Annotated in this window: 19 protein-coding genes and 1 riboswitch; of the genes, 15 read left to right on the top strand and 4 right to left on the bottom strand. The window is 41.4% G+C overall.

Going from position 1 to position 20,449, the window contains the following annotated elements; all coding sequences use genetic code 11:
* The first annotated feature begins 22 nt into the window (after window positions 1–22).
* The 8 genes from CES82_RS05230 to CES82_RS05195 all read left to right on the top strand — a co-directional run bounded on the left by CES82_RS05230 (window position 23) and on the right by CES82_RS05195 (window position 7,443).
* Window positions 23–952 (top strand): manganese-dependent inorganic pyrophosphatase, encoded by a 930-nt coding sequence (locus tag CES82_RS05230; protein ID WP_098824260.1) that lies wholly within the window; start codon window positions 23–25, stop codon window positions 950–952.
* A 128-nt stretch (window positions 953–1,080) separates the two neighbouring features.
* Window positions 1,081–1,174, top strand: a riboswitch (TPP riboswitch).
* A gap of 109 nt (window positions 1,175–1,283) precedes the next feature.
* Window positions 1,284–2,000: a TenA family protein gene (locus CES82_RS05225; protein ID WP_098824259.1), complete on the top strand. Its 717-nt coding sequence runs from the start codon at window positions 1,284–1,286 to the stop codon at window positions 1,998–2,000.
* Entirely contained in the window at window positions 2,000–2,590 is a 591-nt protein-coding gene (locus CES82_RS05220; RefSeq protein WP_098824258.1) for an ECF transporter S component, read from the top strand. The genes CES82_RS05225 and CES82_RS05220 overlap by 1 nt, the downstream gene beginning before the upstream one ends.
* Window positions 2,591–2,612: 22 nt before the next feature.
* Window positions 2,613–3,902, top strand: a complete 1,290-nt coding sequence (locus CES82_RS05215; RefSeq protein WP_098824257.1) for an LLM class flavin-dependent oxidoreductase — start codon at window positions 2,613–2,615, stop codon at window positions 3,900–3,902.
* Between the two features lie 184 nt (window positions 3,903–4,086).
* On the top strand, window positions 4,087–4,521 hold the full coding sequence (gene msrB / locus CES82_RS05210) for a peptide-methionine (R)-S-oxide reductase MsrB (RefSeq protein ID WP_098824256.1): 435 nt from the start codon (window positions 4,087–4,089) through the stop codon (window positions 4,519–4,521).
* 79 nt (window positions 4,522–4,600) lie between these two features.
* Complete coding sequence (locus tag CES82_RS05205; RefSeq protein WP_098824255.1) at window positions 4,601–4,975, top strand: hypothetical protein; 375 nt, start codon at window positions 4,601–4,603, stop codon at window positions 4,973–4,975.
* A gap of 1,120 nt (window positions 4,976–6,095) precedes the next feature.
* The gene (locus CES82_RS05200; RefSeq protein ID WP_098824254.1) at window positions 6,096–6,527 is read left to right on the top strand and encodes a MarR family winged helix-turn-helix transcriptional regulator; all 432 of its coding nucleotides are present in this window, start codon (window positions 6,096–6,098) and stop codon (window positions 6,525–6,527) included.
* A gap of 22 nt (window positions 6,528–6,549) precedes the next feature.
* Window positions 6,550–7,443: an SDR family oxidoreductase gene (locus CES82_RS05195; RefSeq protein ID WP_098824253.1), complete on the top strand. Its 894-nt coding sequence runs from the start codon at window positions 6,550–6,552 to the stop codon at window positions 7,441–7,443.
* A gap of 77 nt (window positions 7,444–7,520) precedes the next feature.
* Here CES82_RS05195 and cls read toward each other — a convergent pair whose 3' ends face one another.
* Window positions 7,521–8,975 carry a cardiolipin synthase gene (gene cls / locus CES82_RS05190; RefSeq protein ID WP_098824252.1) on the bottom strand — a complete coding sequence of 485 codons (1,455 nt, stop codon included), beginning with the start codon at window positions 8,973–8,975 and terminating at the stop codon, window positions 7,521–7,523.
* A gap of 110 nt (window positions 8,976–9,085) precedes the next feature.
* The gene (locus CES82_RS05185; RefSeq protein WP_225364844.1) at window positions 9,086–9,955 is read right to left on the bottom strand and encodes a bifunctional 5,10-methylenetetrahydrofolate dehydrogenase/5,10-methenyltetrahydrofolate cyclohydrolase; all 870 of its coding nucleotides are present in this window, start codon (window positions 9,953–9,955) and stop codon (window positions 9,086–9,088) included.
* Window positions 9,956–10,344: 389 nt separating this feature from the next.
* Here CES82_RS05185 and CES82_RS05180 point away from each other — a divergent pair, with 389 nt between their 5' ends.
* Genes CES82_RS05180 through xerS form a run of 3 tightly spaced genes read left to right on the top strand, consistent with a single transcriptional unit; the run spans window position 10,345 to window position 14,148 of the window.
* Window positions 10,345–10,989: a phosphatase PAP2 family protein gene (locus CES82_RS05180; protein WP_098824251.1), complete on the top strand. Its 645-nt coding sequence runs from the start codon at window positions 10,345–10,347 to the stop codon at window positions 10,987–10,989.
* Window positions 10,990–11,019: 30 nt separating this feature from the next.
* On the top strand, window positions 11,020–12,993 hold the full coding sequence (locus CES82_RS05175; protein WP_098824250.1) for a glycosyltransferase-like membrane protein: 1,974 nt from the start codon (window positions 11,020–11,022) through the stop codon (window positions 12,991–12,993).
* A 51-nt stretch (window positions 12,994–13,044) separates the two neighbouring features.
* Window positions 13,045–14,148, top strand: coding sequence for a tyrosine recombinase XerS (gene xerS / locus CES82_RS05170; protein ID WP_098824249.1), 1,104 nt, complete (start codon window positions 13,045–13,047; stop codon window positions 14,146–14,148).
* A 322-nt stretch (window positions 14,149–14,470) separates the two neighbouring features.
* Here the strand turns inward: xerS and CES82_RS05165 are convergent, their stop codons facing one another.
* Window positions 14,471–15,073 carry a helix-turn-helix transcriptional regulator gene (locus tag CES82_RS05165; protein ID WP_098824248.1) on the bottom strand — a complete coding sequence of 201 codons (603 nt, stop codon included), beginning with the start codon at window positions 15,071–15,073 and terminating at the stop codon, window positions 14,471–14,473.
* Window positions 15,074–15,545: 472 nt separating this feature from the next.
* Between CES82_RS05165 and CES82_RS05160 the strand changes: the two genes are divergently transcribed.
* Entirely contained in the window at window positions 15,546–17,516 is a 1,971-nt protein-coding gene (locus CES82_RS05160) for a glycosyltransferase-like membrane protein (protein WP_098824247.1), read from the top strand.
* A 106-nt stretch (window positions 17,517–17,622) separates the two neighbouring features.
* Entirely contained in the window at window positions 17,623–17,748 is a 126-nt protein-coding gene (locus tag CES82_RS12770; RefSeq protein ID WP_263850121.1) for a hypothetical protein, read from the top strand.
* Here the strand turns inward: CES82_RS12770 and CES82_RS05155 are convergent.
* Window positions 17,745–18,524 (bottom strand): sulfite exporter TauE/SafE family protein, encoded by a 780-nt coding sequence (locus tag CES82_RS05155; RefSeq protein ID WP_098824246.1) that lies wholly within the window; start codon window positions 18,522–18,524, stop codon window positions 17,745–17,747. The genes CES82_RS12770 and CES82_RS05155 overlap by 4 nt on opposite strands.
* 212 nt (window positions 18,525–18,736) lie before the next feature.
* Here CES82_RS05155 and CES82_RS05150 point away from each other — a divergent pair, with 212 nt between their 5' ends.
* Window positions 18,737–19,663: an ABC transporter ATP-binding protein gene (locus CES82_RS05150; RefSeq protein ID WP_098824245.1), complete on the top strand. Its 927-nt coding sequence runs from the start codon at window positions 18,737–18,739 to the stop codon at window positions 19,661–19,663.
* Window positions 19,656–20,432, top strand: coding sequence for a DUF2705 family protein (locus CES82_RS05145; protein ID WP_098824244.1), 777 nt, complete (start codon window positions 19,656–19,658; stop codon window positions 20,430–20,432). Before CES82_RS05150 ends, CES82_RS05145 begins: the two co-directional genes overlap by 8 nt.
* Window positions 20,433–20,449: the final 17 nt, after the last annotated feature.

Below are 20,449 nucleotides of genomic sequence, written 5' to 3'. Positions count from 1 at the left end.
TGATATGAGGAGCGATAAATTTATGTCAAAAGAACTCGTTTTTGGACACAAGAGTCCAGATACCGATGCCATCGTTGCTGCAATGGCATACGCATATTTACAAACAAAGTTGGGCTATGATGTTGAAGCCGTCGCACTTGGCGAACCTAACATGGAAACTAGTTTTGTGCTGAAGCACTTTGGTGTGGCTGCACCACGTGTCGTTAAGACTGTTTCAAACGAAGTCGATTCCGTTATGTTAGTTGACCATAACGAACCACAACAATCAGCTGACGATATTGCTGATGTTACAGTTACTCACGTGGTTGACCATCACCGGATCAATGGCTTTAACACAGCTGCACCACTATACTACCGTGCAGAACCAGTTGGCTGTGTTAGCACCATCATTACCAACATGTTTGCGGAAAACAAGATTGATATCCCAGCTCAGTTAGCAGGGTTAATGCTATCAGCTATCATTTCTGACACCTTGTTGCTTAAATCACCAACCACCACTGACAAAGATCGTGAAGCAGTTAAAGCACTTGCTGAAATTGCTGACATCGACTATGAAAGTTATGGCATTGAGATGTTAAAGGCGGGGACTAATTTAGCCGCAAAGTCTGACGCTGAATTAGTTTCAGGCGATGCTAAATCATTTACCATGGGTGGCAAGAGTATTCGTATCGACCAGATCAACACGGTTGATTTAAACGATGTCATCAGCCGTGAAGATGGCATCAAGAAGGCGATGAACGACGAAGCCGCTGAAAAGGGCTACGATTTGTTCCTCGTTTTGGCAACTAATGTATTGGACAGCAACTCCGAGTTATTCGTTGTTGGTGAACCTAAAGACATGGTTGAAAAAGCCTTCAAGACAACTTTGAAGAATGATCGTGCAAACTTACCAGGTGTTGTATCACGTAAGAAGCAAGTGGTACCACCATTGCAAGAAGCTTTCGAAGCTTAATTGAATGGTAATCAAAAGAAGCAGTCTAAATTATTGGACTGCTTCTTTTATATTATTTAAGCAGAAAAATGCAGTTGCTTGACAATAACAAACTAATCTTGTTTAATTCAAGTGTACCGAAAATATCGTTTTGTGGTCTGGGGTGCTGTTTGATCAGCTGAGACATACCCAAGGAACCTGATGCAGTTAGTACTGCCGTAGGGAGAACCATTTGCCTTTAGTCGAATTTAACTTTAATTGACTAACAGCCCACTCGTATCATTGAGTGGGCTGTTTTCGTAAACTCAGCTAATTTGACCACCCCGGACCCCAAACAAAAGGGGTGTTTGATATGTCATTTTCACAAGAATTAATTAAAGCCAGTCAGCCGTATTTGATTGCTAATGAGCAACATCCGTTTATCCAGTCTGTTCTCCACAACCAAGTGGATGCAAAAGCGCTGGCATACTATATTCAACAAGATCTGCAGTATGCTAACGCTGAAACGATTGTTCAAACAGCTTTGATTGCTAACAGCAAGACGGTGGACGATCAACGATTGTTTGCCGATCAGCTCAGTCGACATTTAAAATCTGTGAGCGCTTTGTTCCAGCAGTTATCACACAACAATCATAATGAATGGTCACAACAGTATGATGCCGCAGTTCAGCCAATTACTTTTTTGTATCGGCAACACATTCTTGCACCGCTATCATCCGCTAATCTGCTGGCAATTTTGACACCGTTTGAAGCCGGTATTTGGCTATATGTTGAACTAGGTAAGTTCCTTAGTCAAAGTGATCAAGTACATCAGGATAACCCATTTTATCCGTGGGTTGACGAATTGCAGCACGGAGAATTTGCTGGCAAAGACGGTATTTCGGACAAGTTTATGGCTATCATTGACCGAGAAGCAGCTCGCACAACAGAGTCGCAATTAGCTGCTGCAAAACAAGCTTTTCTTAGAAGCTGCTTATTGGAATGGTATTTTTGGGATGCTGCAACTAAACAAATATCCTGGGCGAGTTGGACAGAATCGGCACTCGATGGGCAGGCAGGTGAACTCTAATGAAAAAGGCGACTCGTTGGGACATTAGAGCCATTATTTTAGTGACTTTGATTGGTATTTTCTGTGGCATTATCTATACCTATGTGATAAATTTTTTCTACAATTTGGTTAAAGTAGCTGTTACGCCGACTGGGCTTGGCCCGGTAGTTGATAGTGCCTTCGCCGGCCTTTGGTTCATCGCGGCACCATTAGCCATGTATTTTGTTCCAAAAATCGGAGCGGGGGTTATTGGGGAAACTTTAGCGGCAGTGGTTGAAATGTTTCTTGGTGGCCAGTGGGGTGCTATGACCTTGTTGTACGGTATCATTCAAGGAGGCGGAAACGAACTGGGCTTTTTCCCGAATCAGAGTAAGTATCAGCGGTTTAGTTGGTCCAGTTGTCTTTGGGGAGCCTTTGGTGCCAGTATTGCAGCGTTTATTTACAATTACTTTGTTTACGGTTATCAGCAGTTTAAACCAGGATTGCTTGTTTTAGTTTTCGTTGTGAATATTATTTCCGGTCTATTATTTGATGGTGTGATGGTTAAGTTGATTACTTTACGATTTGATGCAATGCAGCATGCGGTTAGTAAGACTAATATCACTGAGTAATTAGGAAAGGACGTCATATCTAATGAATAAAATGATGCATTTAGCAACTGTTCTGTTTAGTTCTGGGCACCACGGCGCTGCCTGGCGTCGACCAAATTCAACCATCACACAAGTGGGTGATTATCGTTACTGGCAGCGTTTAGGTCAATTAGCTGAGAAGGGCTGTTTCGATGCGATTTTCTTTGCTGATGGTCAAGCCATTATGGGTGGTTACTACGGTGGGGTTTCTTACTATCTAGAACCAATTACGTGTATGACAGCCGTTGCAACTGCTACTGAGCATGTTGGGCTAGTTCCCACAATTTCTTCTACTTTGTATGATCCATACAATGCTGCTAGGCTGATTAGTAGTCTTAACCACATTAGTCATGGTCGGGCAGGGGTTAATATTGTCACTTCAATGTTTGATGAAGAAGCGCAGAATCACGGGTTTGAAGCACTGCCCAATCACGCTGATCGCTATCGGCAAGCTGATGAATTTATCCAAACGTTAAATGAATTATGGGCATCATTTCCAGCAACCGCTATTATTAACGATGCCGAACATGATCGCTGGTTAGACACTGACCAAATTCACCCAATCAACCATCATGGTGAATTCTATGACGTTCGTGGCCCGTTAAACATTCCAACTTCGGCAACAGGCAGGCCCGTAATTTTTCAAGCCGGTCAATCTGAGCAAGGAAAGGATTTGGGCGCTAAGTATGCGGAAGCTATTTACTCGGTTGCCTGGGATCGGGCTGAATCCCAGGTGTACTACGATGACGTGAAGCAGCGAGCTCAAAACTATCACCGAACGGGAGATGTACCCATCATTTTACCTGGATTGGTACCATATGTAGGCAGAACCTATGAGGAAGCCGCCGCTAAGCAGAAAAAGCTAGACGATGCTTTGCCGATCGCGGATTCGGTGGCACAACTAAGCGATTTCTTGAACTTACCAGTAGCGGATTGGCCCTTAGATGGTCCGGTGCCATCATTACCTGAGGTTGCCGATTTTCAAGGACCTAAAGGACGGTTTGAAGTTATCAAACGGATCGTCGAAACCGAACAGCCAACCGTTCGGGAACTCTTACAACGGTTGGCTTGTGCAGGAGGGCACGCAACTGTGGTTGGCTCTGCTGAGGAAGTTGCTGATATGATGCAAGATTGGTTTGAGAATGGTGTGGCTGATGGCTTCAACTTAATGTTTCCAACTTATCCAGAAAGTATGACCGATTTTGTTGAACTCGTGGTTCCAATTCTTCAAGAACGAGGCTTGTTGCGGACTCATTATGAGCAATCAACTTTGCGGGGTAATCTGTATGACTGATTTTAATGTCATTTAATTCAAAAACCAGTTTATCAGTTCACCAAGACAACAATGGTTACTGATAAGCTGGTTTTTACATAGTTGTTAAAGAACCTAAATATTGCTAAAAATGGTTAAGTAGCCTACAATTTAAATTGTACACAACCTATTATTTATAATTGATTAATCAAGGAGTTGGTAAAAAATGGAGAAAGACGAGCAAAAGTTACGGAAACAATTGTCCCAAACAGCTTACGAAGTCACTCAAAATGCCGCAACTGAAGCACCATTCAGTGGAAAGTATGATCAGTTCGATCAACCAGGTATCTACGTTGATGTTGTGAGTGGCGAACCACTGTTTAGCTCACTAGATAAATATGACGCCGGTTGTGGCTGGCCGTCATTTACAAAACCAATCGAAAAGCAATCTGTTAAGCGGCATTTAGATACATCACATAGCATGTATCGGACAGAAGTGCGTTCAACTGAAGCAAAATCACATTTGGGTCATGTTTTCACTGACGGTCCTCAGGATGCCGGTGGATTAAGGTACTGCATTAACAGCGCAGCTTTAAAGTTTATTGCGGCGGATCAGCTTGAACAGGCTGGTTATGGGCAATATAAAACGTTGTTTGAGTAATAACTTCTAGCAAATCGGTTGCAAATCCCTAGAAATCACCGATAATAGTATATATACGTACTTTAGGGAGTTGTTCGCTTTGTATAAAAAATATGCTATGACATCATGGATCACCGCAATTTGTCTGTGCTTAATCACGGTAATTTCTGCAATGAGTAAGCATAATTTATCATATCAGGTTTTGGTGAGCGTTTTAAGTTATATCGGTGTATATGCCATTTCGCTGTATTTAGCAAAACATAACGGGACTGAAAAAATCGTTCTGACATTTGTTAACATTTTAGCTGTTGCGATATTGGTAGCAATGATTATCAATGCAACGAGAAAGTATTCGGGTTTTGTTGTGGTGTTGCTATTAGTGATTTGCGTTGTTGGAACTGTGACAGGAATCATGGCAATCTGGTTTAATAATCGATTTGAGAAAACAAATTCTGCAGATTCAAAAGAGCACTAGCAAATGCGGTGCTTTTTTATTTTGGAATTAAAAAAGAATGGAATTGTTCAGGAAAGTGAATTGGATAGAGATCTGTGATTGTAAAAATGATGGCTTAATTTCTTTGATTAACTACTTTGAATAATATATATTATGTAAAGTAGAGAAAGAAAACAGAAGTAGACCTGTAATTAACGTTAAAAATACTCCCCTGTTTTATTGATTGCGTTTATTTAAGTTATCGACTATCAAATTACGATAACAATCAAACCGGCTGACTAGTTGAATTAAATTGGCGCAACTGAGAACATCATTCGGACAACTACACACCAGAATGAACGAACGTGTGTCGTATGAACGCCGAACAATCACCTACAATCATCTACGTAGTTTGATTGTTAACTTATTGTTGCTACTGAGACCAGTTTCTTGTTTTTGTAGATAGTTGTTAAATTACAACGGATTCTATAAATTACATTGTTTTGTATCGTTTATCATTAGATTGAAACAATCAGGTACTAGTTTAGTCATCGTAGTGTCCATCTAGCAAGACCAAGACATCGAATATATTGGCTGTTAGCTCAATTTTCAATTCAAGATATACAGTTTAACGATCCTGATGTAAATTGTGCTAATTATTAGTGCAATTGTTGTATGAGTTTGCTCTTAAATGCTATATGAACGCTGTTTGCGTCGACAAACAGCTGCTTTTACAGTAATTTAGTCACTTTTTGGCGTTTTAAATTCACAGTTTGGCTTATTATTATGCTTAAAACATCGTAAATTCAGGTTTTTAGCTGTTTGAACCACTTTCAAATCAGCTTTTTCGCCATATTTTACTGTATTTTTGGGTTTAATGGCCTTTGTTTAGCTATATTCTTCATGGTATTAACTCCCCTCAGAACGTTATTTCCGCGAGGGGAAGATTAAATTGCGTTTTTTAAGTAAACTTAATAAAACCTATATTTTATTAAGTTTACTAATTTAGCCTTCTCTATCGTCATTTTTCCATAGTACTCAAGCATGATCTGGTCCTACTAAAGAAAGCGGTTGCAAAATATTCCTAGCATGCTAAGATATAAGTAATGAATCCTAGCTAGCTAACTATTTCATTAACAATCTGCTTTTGGGGGGTAATGACTTGCTGAATCAACGGAACCGGATCGGAATCTATCTCAAAGAGGCTGCAATTGAGTTTGATAAGAAGAGCAATGTCCTACTCGCTCAATTTCAGCTTACTCAACCGCAGTTTAATCTTTTGTCTTGCCTAATGGTTAATCAAGATCGAGCTGTTAGACAAGTTGATTTGGAAAAGCAATTCAAGCTTTCCAGCCCCACTGTTACACGACTTTTACATCAGTTGGAAACAAAGGGATTTGTTAAGCGGATTCCGAATCCCGATGATGCTCGCAGTAAGCAAATTGCACTAACAGCGAAAGCCTTGGCTAAACAAGATGTTCTCCTTGATTCAGCTGACCAATTAGAAACGGATATCAGAACCGGGTTAAGCGATTCTGAGTTGAAATCGGGAATTAACTTCATGAAAAAAGTTCTGAAGAATCTCGAAAACTAATTCAGTCTAGGAGGAAGTTATTATGTTACTAATTACAAGTGCATGTGGATCTGTTGGTCGCCAAATCGTTCCCTATTTGGCACAACATGGTGTTGATATTCGTGCTGTGGATATTAATCCTAAAGTAGCTGACTATAAGGCACAAGGTGTTAAAGAAACAATGGTCATTGATGCTACTAAAGCTGATCAAGTTGAAAAGGCCATGAAGGGTGTTGACCAAGTTGTCTATATCCCTACCCTCTTCTCATTCCAAGAATATGTGATGGGTAAAATTGCGATTGACGCTGCCATCAAGGAAGACGTTAAGCAATTTATCGATATTTCAGTGCTCTTCCCTAACTTGGATACTAAGTTGCACCATATGATGAAACAAAAAGTTGAACATTACTTGCTATACCGTGGGTTCGAAAGCCACATGTTATGGACTGTTCTACAACCATCTGGGTATAACCACGATGTCTTCCTAGAACAGTTCTACAAGTTGGGTAAGTTTCCTAACTACACCCCGCTTGATAAGCGAATGTCATGGTTCGATGCTCTCGATGAAGCCGACGTTATCTTGAAGGTTCTTGATCGTCCTGAATACTTCGATAAGGGTGTTTACCAACTGTGCAACGAAAAGCTAAACAGTTATGAAGTCGCTGATATGATGACTGAAGTCACTGGCAAAAAGATTACTGCTGAATACGTTGACGAAGATCACCTTGCCGACTACTTCCCACAGTACTTCCACGGTGGCGACAGTTATTCATACGAAGCCTTTATTCGTTTAGTCCGGACCATGCGTAAATGGGGCTGGGACAGTTCTTCATTTACATTGGAAGCATTATTGGATCACAAGCCGCGGACCATGCATCAATATCTGGAGCGTGAATCAAAGCGCTTAGGTATTTATAAAGGTGCCGCAACTAAATAGTCATTAAAAAGATTCCTCAACATACGTTGACTGATTGATTAAATCAGCTAGCGTACGTTGAGGAATCTTTAGTTTAATTACAATATTGGCGCAAGTAAGCGTGAACCAGCCTGTTTGAAACGTAGCCACAGTGACATATTTTGAAAGTCAGCGGCCGTAATTAATTGACTTTCTTTGATATCATTCTCAAAAATATCTCGAAGTTCACGGGAAATTTTAAAATCGTAAACAAAGGCGTTTGCCTCGAAATTCAGTTTAAAACTTCGAAAATCCATATTAGCGGAACCCACAGACGAGATGGCGTCATCAATCATCACAACTTTAGAATGGATAAATCCATTTTGGTAGAAATAGATTTTCGCGCCATCTTCCGCTAGTAACCGCGCATAGTATTGAGTCGCCCGGTAAACAAAGGGGTGATCTGGCATATGAGGAACCATGATTCGGACATCGACGCCAGATAAGGTGGCGCTCCGTAATGCGTTTAATACACTGTCATCTGGAATCAAGTAAGGTGTTTGAATATAGAGCCTTTTTCTCGCACTGTTGATCATACGCAAATACCCTAGTTTAATTTGTTCAATATCGGAATCGGGTCCACTGGTCACAATTTGCATCATTGTTTTACCAATTTCATCACTGGCTTTGGGAAAATGCTGCATGGTACGTTCCAGTTCATTTTCAGGAACCGTGGCATTCCAGTCAGAAATGAAGTGTTCTTGGAGAGCTAAAGCTGCATCCCCCGTTACCTTCATGTGGGTATCGCGCCAATGGCCGAATTTCTTTGAACGTCCCACGTACTGATCACCGATATTGAAACCGCCGATATAGCCAGTCCAGCCATCAATGGCAACAATTTTACGGTGATCCCGGAAATTTAGACGGAAATCGCGCCAGTTTGAGTGGATGCCCAAGAATGGTTCAGCAAAACCACCAGCATCACGCAATGGTTCAAAGAAATCGCGCTTAGTCCCCATTGATCCCCAAGAATCGTACAGTACGCGAACTGTAACTCCTTCTTGAGCTTTGGTGGTTAAAGCACTGAGCATTTGCTGTCCAAGCTGGTCGTTGTAAAACGTATAAAATTCAACGTAAACCACGTGTTGGGCATTCAGAATCTCTTGTTGCATATTATTAAATAACGTTGTACCGTCTGTAAAAATCTCAGTTTGATTATTTAACGTCACAAAGGCGTTATCAACGTTTTGGAATAAGCGAATCATGTTCTTAACGGATGATTCCTGGTGGGTATCACCTGAAGAATATGGTGGTAACGAGGCCTGTTGCTGTGACAAGGCGTCCGTTAATTCAGCGTCGGGTTGACGTTGCACCTTATTTAACTGTCGATGGGTTAATTTTCGCCCAAGCAAAGCATAAATTAAAAACCCAATGATCGGCAACAAGTTCAAAACTAGCAACCACGCCCACGTTGCAGCAATATCACGACGTTCTCGGAACACCGTAAACACTGCTGCAGCGGTGTTTAAACTGAATATAACAAAAACAACCAAATAAAATAGCGTCCAGTTCATACATTGTCCCCCAATTTTATAATACTTTTACATTACCGCAAAAGTGGATTAGAAAACAGGGGAAATTTGTTTTAGACAATGAAAACTGGACGCTATATGTTATATAGTTTTTACTTAACAGGTTCTAATGCTCGATGATTAGCGACTTTGGTGAGTTCAAGGGTCTGCTGCATGAGCGACGTAATCGTCATAGGGCCAACCCCACCTGGGACAGGCGTGATGGCGCCAGCAACTTCTTTAGCTTGATCATAGTCGACATCGCCCACTAATTTACCGTTTTCGTCCCGATCCATCCCGACATCGATTACAGTAGCACCAGGTTTAATATCGTCTGCTTTGATTAAATGAGCGACTCCGGTTGCCACAATCAAAATATCGGCTGTACGGGTAAATGACGATAGGTCCTGCGTTAGAATATGGGTATACGTTACCGTTGCACCAGCATTCAGCAGTAATGCACCCATTGGCCGTCCAACAATGTTAGAGTCACCAACAATCACGGCATGCTGGCCTGCTGGATCAATCTTGTAATGTGCCAGCATCGTCATAATACCCTTGGGTGTGCAGGAAACTGGGTAATGTTCGTGACTATTGCTGAAAAGTTTGCCGACGTTTTCGGGACTGAAGCCATCAACATCTTTTTCAAGTGCAATAGCGCGAATAATCACAGATTTGTCAATTTGTTTCGGTAATGGCAGTTGAACTAAAATACCGTGAACAGTATCGTCTCGGTTGTACTGGTCAATTAATGCCAGTAATTCAGCTTGGGTAAAGTCTGCGGGCCGACGTTCAATGATTGAAGTAATACCCAATTTGATAGCTTTGCGGTGCTTGTTGCGGACGTATATTTGACTGGCGGGGTCGTTACCAACAATAATCACAACCAGTTTAGGTTCAATACCTTCTTCGCGGAGTGCTTTGACCTCCGCTTTCATGCTGATATCTAACTGATTGGATAGTGCTTTACCATCTATGATCAATATTCTCTCCACCCTTTCGGATTCTACGGGAAATTTAATGTCTCTTATGCTGATTAACGAATAGACTGTTATAGAATGGGAACACTATGAACAATCTATTCTACTAATATTCGTATTATAACCGATTTGTTGTGAAAATTACCTGTTATCATCCTAAAATTTTTTTAATTTTTATCTTCAAAGCAGCCTTTTTTGACTGTTTTAGTCTACTATTAAATTGTTCGCGTGTCATTTATAATGTTTCCAAATTACATTTAAGGGTAGTTGCTGTTAAAAATCTAATCGATGGTAATTTTCACAATTCTTATTGATTGAAAAACTGAGCGCCATATAAGATTATAGCTAAAACAGGACTACGCATCATTATTTTACAGACTGGACTTGATATTATGCGTATACGACAGCAAGCAAACCGTTTTTGGTGGGGAGTTGCTATGCTGACTTGGTTAAGTTTTCTAATATTAGCAATGGGAGTTCATTTTCACGCCAGTTGGATCGGTGATTTTGACGCTTGGGGACAGCAATTGGCAATTGGCGTTAGGCAACCTAGTAGGACCATTTTTTTTAAATGGTTTGCGCTCCTAGGCACCCCATCCGCCAACACGATCATTTGTCTGCTGATCTCCCTAATTCTCTGGTTGCGTCGTCATCGCTTTGAGGCAGGCTGGGTATTGACCGCTCAAGTTGGCATTAACGCACTAATGGCTATTTTTAAAATGATCATGCAGCGGCCACGGCCACTAGGAAAACTAGTGGCTCAAGCGGGCTATAGTTTTCCTAGTGGACATACCACTTCAACTGCGACGATGGTATTGGTCATCCTTTTGATCGTGATACCGCTATGTCACTCAGCATCCGTTCGTTTCTTACTTGGATTGATCAGTCTTTTCTGGCTAGCAATGATGGGCTTTGATCGCATCTATTTATTTGTTCACTATCCCAGTGACGTGTTAGCGGGATTGTGTCTGTCATTGGGTTGGTGGAGTGTTTTACGCCTGTCATTTAGCCACGTGTTATCAAAGCAACGGGAATAATCAAATTATTAAATTAACTAGGAGTTTCTCATGCGAATCAGAAAAATTAGTATTACTTCAGTTTTAGCCTTAATATTAGCTTGCGCAATGCTGATAGGAATCATCTCCAATATTTTTGTGCCGCTTAATCTTAAGGCCACTTGTTTGGTTTTAATTGGGTGTTTGGCTATCTGGTATTTAAAGCCGCTCTATTTAAAATGGACGAGTCAGCTTTCACAACGAACGGTTAATTGGATATTAGCTGTGATTATCATTTTGATGATGGTAATTCAGCTACTGGTACTTCGTTTCTTACCGGCTTCTGTTTATCATGATCCATTTCGGGTTCTCGTGCAGGCTGAACAGCTCAGCCACGGTCATTTAAACTGGAATGATTCACTTTACTTCCAGCGGTTTCCAAATAACGTTTCGCTGACGGTACTCATGAGCGGATGGCTTAAACTAACGAACTTGCTTCATCTGGATACGTATTGGGGTATCCATTTATTATCCTTTATTTTGCTTGATACTTTTATTATTGCTATTTTACGTTCAGTTCGTCGTTTGAGTCACCAAAACAGCGCTGCTTTGTTAGCTGCCCTGTTCTTCTTGGTCAGTCCGTTTGCCTATACGTATTACTTACAAGTCTTTTATTCCGATTTGCCTACCCTCGTTTGTCTGGCTGTGGTGTTTAACGTTTTAATCGGCTGGTCTTCTTTTAACCAAACCAAAAAGGGACTCACGGGAGCCGGCTTACTCATTTCGGTGATTATTGGTGAAGTGGTCAAACCTAATCTGATCGTTTTGCTGGTGGCGGTTTTGTTAGTCACGATTTGGCTACTGTTTAAAAATCGTCAGCAGTTGAAAGCCATCCAAACACCGTTCCTGATTATCATCTTGGGGTTCGTTCTAGCCGTACCAACGTCTGCTGGGTTGAAAGCTGCTAGTCACTATCACGCTGATAATGAATATGCCTTTCCAGCCATGCACTGGGTCTGGATGAGTTATAATCCGCACAACGCTGGTCGATATGATATTAAAGACGTTGAAACACTCAGCTCGATTCAGGGTAAACAAGCTAAGCAGGATTATTTAAACAAGGCGTTACCGGAACGGCTAGCAAAATTAGGTCCAGTGGGCATCGTGACGCGCTGGATCGAAAAAGCCAGCATCCTATTAAACGTTTCGCTCATGCCTAAAGCCTACACTGGTGGCTACGTTGCTGCACCGAAACTCTATCAACGATTTGAGTTGCAGTTGTCTTCTATGGGTATGGTGATCATGCGAATCGGCTTTGTCTTACTTTACGCCGAAACCTTGCTGCGTTGTTTGCGCTTATGGCGGAGACGTTCAAAGTCAACGGATGATCCACGAATTATGTTAACTATTCTAACCGCTTTAGGCTATATTGCTTTTCACACCCTATTATGGGAAACAGAAAGTCGCTATGGACAAGTCATGATTCCGTTGCTTGGGATCCTTTGTGCCGTACCAAGTTTGGCACTCGTTTCCGAGCGACGGATTAGATTGCGCACTAAAAATGAAGGCTGGGTTGCCCTCGTAGCGGTCGTTGTCTTAGTAGCGACCTATGCTTCAGCTCCTCATGCACTATCTACTACCAAGGGGCACGATGTGGCTGTACAGCAAAGTCAGTTATCACTGCAATTTGATGCCAAGAAGACCAAAATCAAACCGTATGGTACGCTAAGTCAGCAAGTTCAATTAAATCATAAAGCTAAGCGTTTTGAGATTTCTTTGGCACCGGCAGCTGAATTCAGCGGTACTTTGATTAACGAGCAAACCCATCAGCACTATGAACTTTACCGGACATTTAAATCACTGATGTTGAAGCGGACGCTGCCAGTTGGCAAATATCGGATTCAGCTTAGAAATGATTTGCAGCGCTCACAGTCCGTGCTGATTACCAAGACGTTATCGTATCGTTTGGCACCGTACCCACTAAAAATCGATCAATCTCAGTATCCTTACTGGTCATTCGTTTATACCTTCTCACGAGCCCGGTGATTCATGGTATAATTAGAACACCTGTTCCTAATCCTAAAAGGGGGTATTCTAGTGGACCATTCAGCCTATGTTGCACATAATGAACAGTTGGTGAATGAACTTCCTGACTACGTTGGTGATTACTATTTAGCGAAGTCTTCCGTGCCGTTGTCGCCAGCGACTTTATATCAGTATCTGAACGAATTTAAACGCTTTTTTGAATGGCTGATTGAAACGGGAGTGTCCTCTGCCAACTCGATTAAACAAATCAGCCTGCAAGATCTTGAACATTTGAAGAAACAAGATATGGAGTTGTATAAATCCTATTTGCTCAATCGTGGTAAGCAAACCGCACAGCATCCGCAAGGCGCGTTGTCGCACCGCACCGTTAATCGTTCTCTAAATGCCCTGTCCGCCTTGTTTCGGTTTTTAACAGCTGAATCTGAAAATAGTGAAGGTGAACCTTACTTCTACCGCAATGTGATGAAAAAAATCTCACTGGTTCAAGATAGCGAAACCTATGCGACTCGAGCCAGTCATATTAAAGATCAGCTGATGTTGGGTGATCAGGATAAAGCCTACTTAAACTTTATTCAAGATGAATACGGCGAGCGCTTGGATCAGAACCACTTACGCTACTACCAGCGTGATCGTGAACGAGACGTTGCTATTAATGCACTAATGTTAGGTACCGGTATTCGAGTCTCTGAACTAACGAACATGGATGTGGGCCACCTTAGTCTCAAAGCCGCTAATGTGACCGTTCGGCGTAAAGGTGGTAAGTGGGATTCGGTGCCAATTGCAAAGTGGGTACTGCCTTATTTAGCCCGTTACATTAGCATCCGTCGTCCCCGTTATCATGCCACTGCTAATACGCCGGCGCTGTTTCTTACTATGGGTACGGATGAACCTCGCCGAATCAAGCCAGCAACGGTGGAATTATTGGTGGCAAAATACTCCACTGCCTTTAATCACGTGCGAATCACGCCGCATAAGTTACGTCATACTTTGGCTTCTAAGCTGTATTTAGAAACCAAGAACGAACACCTAGTTGCTACACAGTTAGGTCAAAGTTCGACTTCGGCCACTGGGTTGTACACGCATATTATTGATACCCAGCAGCGGAAAGCGTTGAATCGATTGCATGAGGATAATCATAATAAGGATAATAGATAAGATAAGTAAAAAAAATTTCGATGGTCAGATAAGTAAAATAGTATAAATAATTTTTCTCAATGAAAATGAAAGATAGAAAAGCCAGATTTCCTTAGACAAGAGACAAGGGAATCTGGCTTTTATTAACCCTATTTTGAATACTTTCTATTAATGGATTGAACTATCTGGTGGCTGAGCTTACACACTAACTTTATTAAGCAATTCTCAGGTAATCAATCAATGATTAGCAGGTCAATTTAATCGTGTTTCTTAAGAGCAATTAGTCTTGAAAAACCAGCTTCCCCTAAAAGGAAAGTTGGTTTTTTTATTTTTAGGCTGATATTTACTTAACTAACCAAAATCCAAGCAGAGCCAACCCACCAGCCCCTATCATAAACAGCAGCATGGTAACAACCAAAACAACTTGATCTTTTATTGTGTTGCGCAGACGTTCGTTTTCATCGATGACTTTATTCTTTTCGAAGGCAACAATCTCACTATAGGTTTTCAGTTGATGCTGTCCCTTCCAGCGCTCTATTTTAATTCCAGCATACAGCGAAATATTTATCAGTAAAACAGGTAACACCAAACCCCACCAGCCCCAAAATTTAACGGATGGTCCAATTGACAGTGCGCTTAATCCCAGCATGACAGTCATTAGCCAGGCCCATTTGTTGGTTCGTGCGTAGTTTAGTTCATGTTTCATCACCGCCACGTCTCCTTTCAGTAAATCATCCAGAGAAACATCAAACAAAACACTTAACCGCAGTAGATTTTCTAAATCCGGATAACTGTGTGCCGTTTCCCAGTTAGAAATCGTTTGTCGCGACACATACAGCTTTGAAGCAAGTTCATCCTGTGTTAGCCCTAATCGTTCTCGGTTAAGTTTGATTTGATTATGAATGTTCGTTGTTACCACCTCCCGTTCAATATTAATGTAGCGCATAACCGATATTATTTCAGCCAAATTTAGCTGTCATTGGTCATTTAATGGTGTCAAAATGAGTTGACATCGCTTTAAAGCCAAGTTTATTCAGAGATTGACTAGCCTCGACATACAGCCGAAACGACTCGAGAAATTTTGAGAAGTTTTGGCTGTCTTTTTATCAATTATAAATTTTCTTCAGAAAACAAGCCTAATTTAGCAAGGTTTAATCGATCAAACTAAAAAAAGCTCAGTTTTTATTGAGTTTTTATTGGTAGTTGACAAAGTTCATATCATTTACGCTTAATTCATCATGAAGTCATGATACTACCCGGTTTTCGATGGCTCCGTATGCGAGTGATTAGTGGTGTACATAATCAATTAATAGAGGAGGTTAAGAATTACTAGAAGCCACCAGTTCAAAACCATAGAGCAATGATAAATCGTCAACTTGGTTTGGCTTTATCCCAACAATTTTATGTAGGAGTTTCTGATGCAATTTAAAAGGATAAGTATTACGTCAATTTTGGCTTTGATATTAGCTTTTGCAATGGTGATTGGCATCATTGCAAACCTGATTAAACCCCTGAGCTTGAAGTCCGCTGCACTAGTCATTATTGGCTGTGTGGTAGTTTGGTACCTCAAGCCGCTTTTCTTAAAGTGGGTTAAAAAACTTTCGGAAAAAAATATGACACGTATCATTTACGCGACGATGGTCGCAATCATCATCATTCAGGTATTAGTCATCCATTTTTTACCCGTTTCGGTTTACCATGATCCATTTCGGGTACTTGTTCAAGCAGAGCAACTTGCCCATGGTAATCTGAGCTGGCATGGTTCGTTATATTTTCTGCGCTTTCCCAATAACGTTTCGCTGACCGTTTTGATGGCATTTTGGCTCAAATTAACGAGTTTAGTCCATTTGAGTACCTATTGGGGCATTCATTTATTATCAATGATCTTGCTTGATGCTTTCATCTTTGCCATGCTGCGGTCGGTTCGCAGATTAAGTCACCAAAACGACGTGGTATTACTGGCCGCACTCTTCTTCCTCATCAGTCCGTTTGCCTACACCTATTACCTTCAGGTGTTCTACTCTGATCTGCCATCAATGGTGAGTTTGGCTATTGTGTTCAACGTTTTAATTGGCTGGCAGTCATTTAAACGGCCGAAGAAAATTTTAACCGGTATTGGTTTAGTTCTCTCCGTGATTCTTGCTGAAGTGGTCAAACCGAACTTGATTGTGTTGCTAGTGGCGGTATTATTGGTGGCTATCTGGCTATTCTTCAAAGATCGTGCACAATTAAATGCGGTTAAGATGCCATTTATTCTAATTGTTTTAGGCTTTATTCTAGCAATACCAACGTCAGCAGGTCTAAAAACTGTTAGCCACTACAAAGTCAATAATGATTATGCTTTCCCAGCCACTCATTGGGTTTGGATGAGTTACGATCCTCATGGAAAAGGTGGGTACGAATTCCGAGACGTGAAGAAACTGAGTGCGATTCCAGGGAAACAAGCAAAACAAAAGTACCTCGATAAAGCACTGCCTAAACGTTTAAGTAAGTTAGGGCCCGTTCGTATCGGGGAACGCTGGATTGAAAAAGCAGGTATTCTGTTAGATGTTTCCACCATTCAAAAAGCTTATACGGGTGGTTTTGTCGCCCCACCAAAGGCCTATCAGAAAGTTGAAATCCCGTTAGCCGCTTTAGGGATGGTCGTCATGCGAGTTGGGTTTATTCTACTTTACAGTGAAACCCTATTACGTTGTGTACGTTTGTGGCGGAAACGTTACGCCGTTAGAAACGATGATCCGCAACTCATGCTGACAATCTTGACAGCACTGGGTTACATTGCGTTTCATACCCTGCTGTGGGAAACCGAAAGTCGCTATGGACAAGTGATGATTCCATTACTGGGGATTCTTTGTTCAATTCCAAGTTTGGCCTTGCCGGATGAACGACGGACAACCCGCAGAACTAAAACTGAGGGGGTGGCGACCGCTACTATCTTGGTGCTGGCACTAGCCATTTTCGCGATTGCCCCCCACGGCCATCTTGCGACTAAGGGCGATCATGTTGCCGGTCAAGAAAGTCAGTTATCGCTCCAATTCGATGCTAAAGAAACTCGAATTCAGCCTGGCAGTACCTTAACACAGCAAGTTAAGCTGAATCATCCTTCGCGGAAATTCAAGGTGTCTTTAGCCCCTGGTGTAAAATTCCGCGGTATTTTAGTTAATGAACAAACCCATCATCGGTATACGCTTGTACGGACTAAGAAAGCATTTAAGTTAAAACGAAAGTTGCCCATGGGTAAATACCAAATTGAATTAACCAATAATCAATCACGGACACAATCAATTCTGTTGACCAAGACGTTATCGTATCGGTTAGCGCCCTACCCGTTGGTCATTAATCAAATACAACACCCTTACTGGTCATTTGTTTACACTTTTTCGCGGTAGTGTAGCTGCGAAACGAATAATAACGTCACGATGGTGATAAAAAGAGGCTGCGATATAAATCGCAGTCTCCTTTTTATCGATTTCATTTGATTACGGTGAATTTACATTGATTTATCATCATGATTATCCGGAACGTACCGAAGACTATTACCCGGTTGGCAGTCTGAAACCTGACCGATTTTTCCAGCCTACCAAAGCGGATGGCCCTGATATTACCATTCCCTGCAACTAAAAATAAGCTTTGATAAATAACGTGATACCTAAGCCAAATGCGGCTAACGCAATCAAGGCACGCAGTATGGTGATATTGATGTGGCGGACGATGATTGGCCCCACATAGCCGCCGATAAATAACCCAATGCCCATGGGAATCACGAAATGCCAAGCAATGCGAGTGCGGAAGATAAAGACGATGGTGGCAATCAAATTACTGGCAAACCCGATGACATTTTTCATCGCGTTGACCACCAAAAAGTCGTCATCGGTGATGATCGATAACAAAGACAGTATCAAAATACCAGCACCAGCACCAAAATAGCCTCCATAGGCGCCAACAAACAAAATACCAAAGTAACTGGCTACTTGAATAATGGCATGCTTTTTGGGGTGCATTTTAGCAGCTTTAATTCTTTGCGCGGTATCACCGGTTCGCCGGCCCGAAGAAATCAACAAAGCCCCTGCCAAAAAGATCAAAAACGGCACAATTTTTTCAAATGAAGATTCCGGCGCAAGAATTAAAGCGAGACTGCCAATAATCCCACCGACTAAAGCCAGTGAGACATATAACGTTAATTGGCGCCAGTGTCCGCGTAGTTCTCTCAGGGAGGACACTGTGGAGCCGATGCCAGTAAAAATCAGTGATGTGGTGTTGGTGACATTAGCAATGACCGGTGGCAGTCCAACGGCCAGTAACGCAGGATAAGACACTAACGAGGCTAGTCCAGCGGTGGAAGCCAGTATCCCAGCAAGAAAACCAGCACCGATTAAAAAGAGAATTGTAAGAACCATATGTATGACCTTCTTAGTGGTAATTTTAGATAAGTGTAACAACTAATATTATCATAATTAGACCGAATATGTTAATTGCTTGCCAGACTATCCTTACTCAGAGAAATAACCTACAATAATGGATGATTAACCAGTTAATAAACATTTAAGATTTCAATTAATAATCTATTAACATTCGGCCCTTACTCTAATAGTGTCAGGAGATGATGACCATGGCAGCAATCTTACAAATGGAAAATATCACCAAAAGCTTTGGTAAACAACGTGCTCTAAATCACGTTAATTTAACTATTCAACCGGGCGACATTTACGGTCTGATTGGTCGAAATGGTGCTGGTAAAACGACGATTTTAAAAACGATTGTTCAATTACTGTATGCTGATCAAGGGACTATTACGCTATTTGGCGCAACATACGGTAAAGATTATACGAAACAATTGAAACGAACAGGTAGTGTTATTGAAACGCCAGTGGCTAACGACCAGTTAACGGCTCAGCAGAATCTCACGTACTACTGCAAAATTAAAGGCATCGTCGATAAAGATGCTATCGATGACGCGCTAAAGTTCGTGGGGCTTACTGATACTGGGAAAAAGAAGTTTAAGGATTTTTCGCTAGGCATGAAGCAAAAATTGGGTTTGGCAATTGCCCTACTCAACAAACCAGATTTCTTGATTCTGGACGAGCCTATCAACGGTCTGGATCCCATTGCCATTGCTGATTTCCGTAATTTACTGGTGAAAATCAATCAGACTCAGGGCATGACGATTCTTATTTCCAGTCATATTCTAGAAGAACTTTACCAAATGGCGACCCGTTTTGGAATTATTGATCACGGAACGATTATTAAAGAACTCACTAAAGACGAGTTCGATGCTAAAAGTCGCGAATACATCAAACTGCAAGTTGATCAGCCTAAACTGGCGGCTACAGTGCTTAATAAGATGGGGATCGAAGATTTTAAAGTCATCGATCAGCATACGCTGAATATCTATGATCTGTCGCTGGATAACGCGGCATTGGTGGAAATGCTCGTGGCTGCCTCAGTCAGTGTCACCACTATCGTCCGTGAGCACATTAACCTTGAAAACTACTTCAAAACAATTGTCGCTGAAAACGAGGTGACCCCAAATGCTTAATATGGCAAGGGCTGATACGTATCGTTTATTTCGTTCTAAAGGCTTTTATATCACCCAAATTCTGATGATCATCGTTGCGACCATTAGCATCCTTACGTCAACAATTGGTATTATCGGCGGTGGTTCTGATGCCCTTTCCAATTTTCAGGCAGCTAATCAAAGAGTTGTCTGGACAGGCGTCCAATGTGTTAAAGCGATGTCTAGCGAAACGAGTGCACTGATTTACTTTATTTTGCCCTTATTTATCATGACAATTGGTTTCGAATTCTCGAGACAGATCTATAAAAATCCGCTCAGCAGTGGCATGACGCGGCTTAACTACTTTATTTCCAAGTACGTTATCTTCCTGCTGATCTCGGCTTGTCAGGTGATTTTCTATTACCTGTTTATCTTTCTAGCCGGCGGTTTTAAGAATGGTTTCGGCAAAATTACCGGTCATTTCTTAGTTAAATTACTTCAAACTTCAAGCATTCAATTATTAGAACTGAGCGCCATTTTTGCCATCTCAACGTTAGTCATGTACCTTTTCTTTTCAACGATTACTGCGGTAGTGACAACCATCCTTTTCCCTTTGATCATCACAGTTCTGGTACAGATTTTTACCAAGCAGCATTGGTTGAAATATTTCAGTTTTCAAAATAACGTTGATTCTGCTTACTTTACCCACTGCACATCTGGTCAAATGAGCCAGTTACTTTTGGCAGGATTCGGAACCATTATCGTTTGTTTGGTCTTAGCCTTCTTATCCTTTAGAAAACGCGATTTGTAAACAGCAAAAAGGGTGAA

Source organism: Secundilactobacillus silagincola (genome assembly GCF_002583405.1).
Classification (GTDB): Bacteria; Bacillota; Bacilli; order Lactobacillales; family Lactobacillaceae; genus Secundilactobacillus; species Secundilactobacillus silagincola.
The sequence above is the reverse complement of the archived record's forward strand: the minus strand, read 5'-3'. Positions and strand labels throughout refer to the sequence as shown.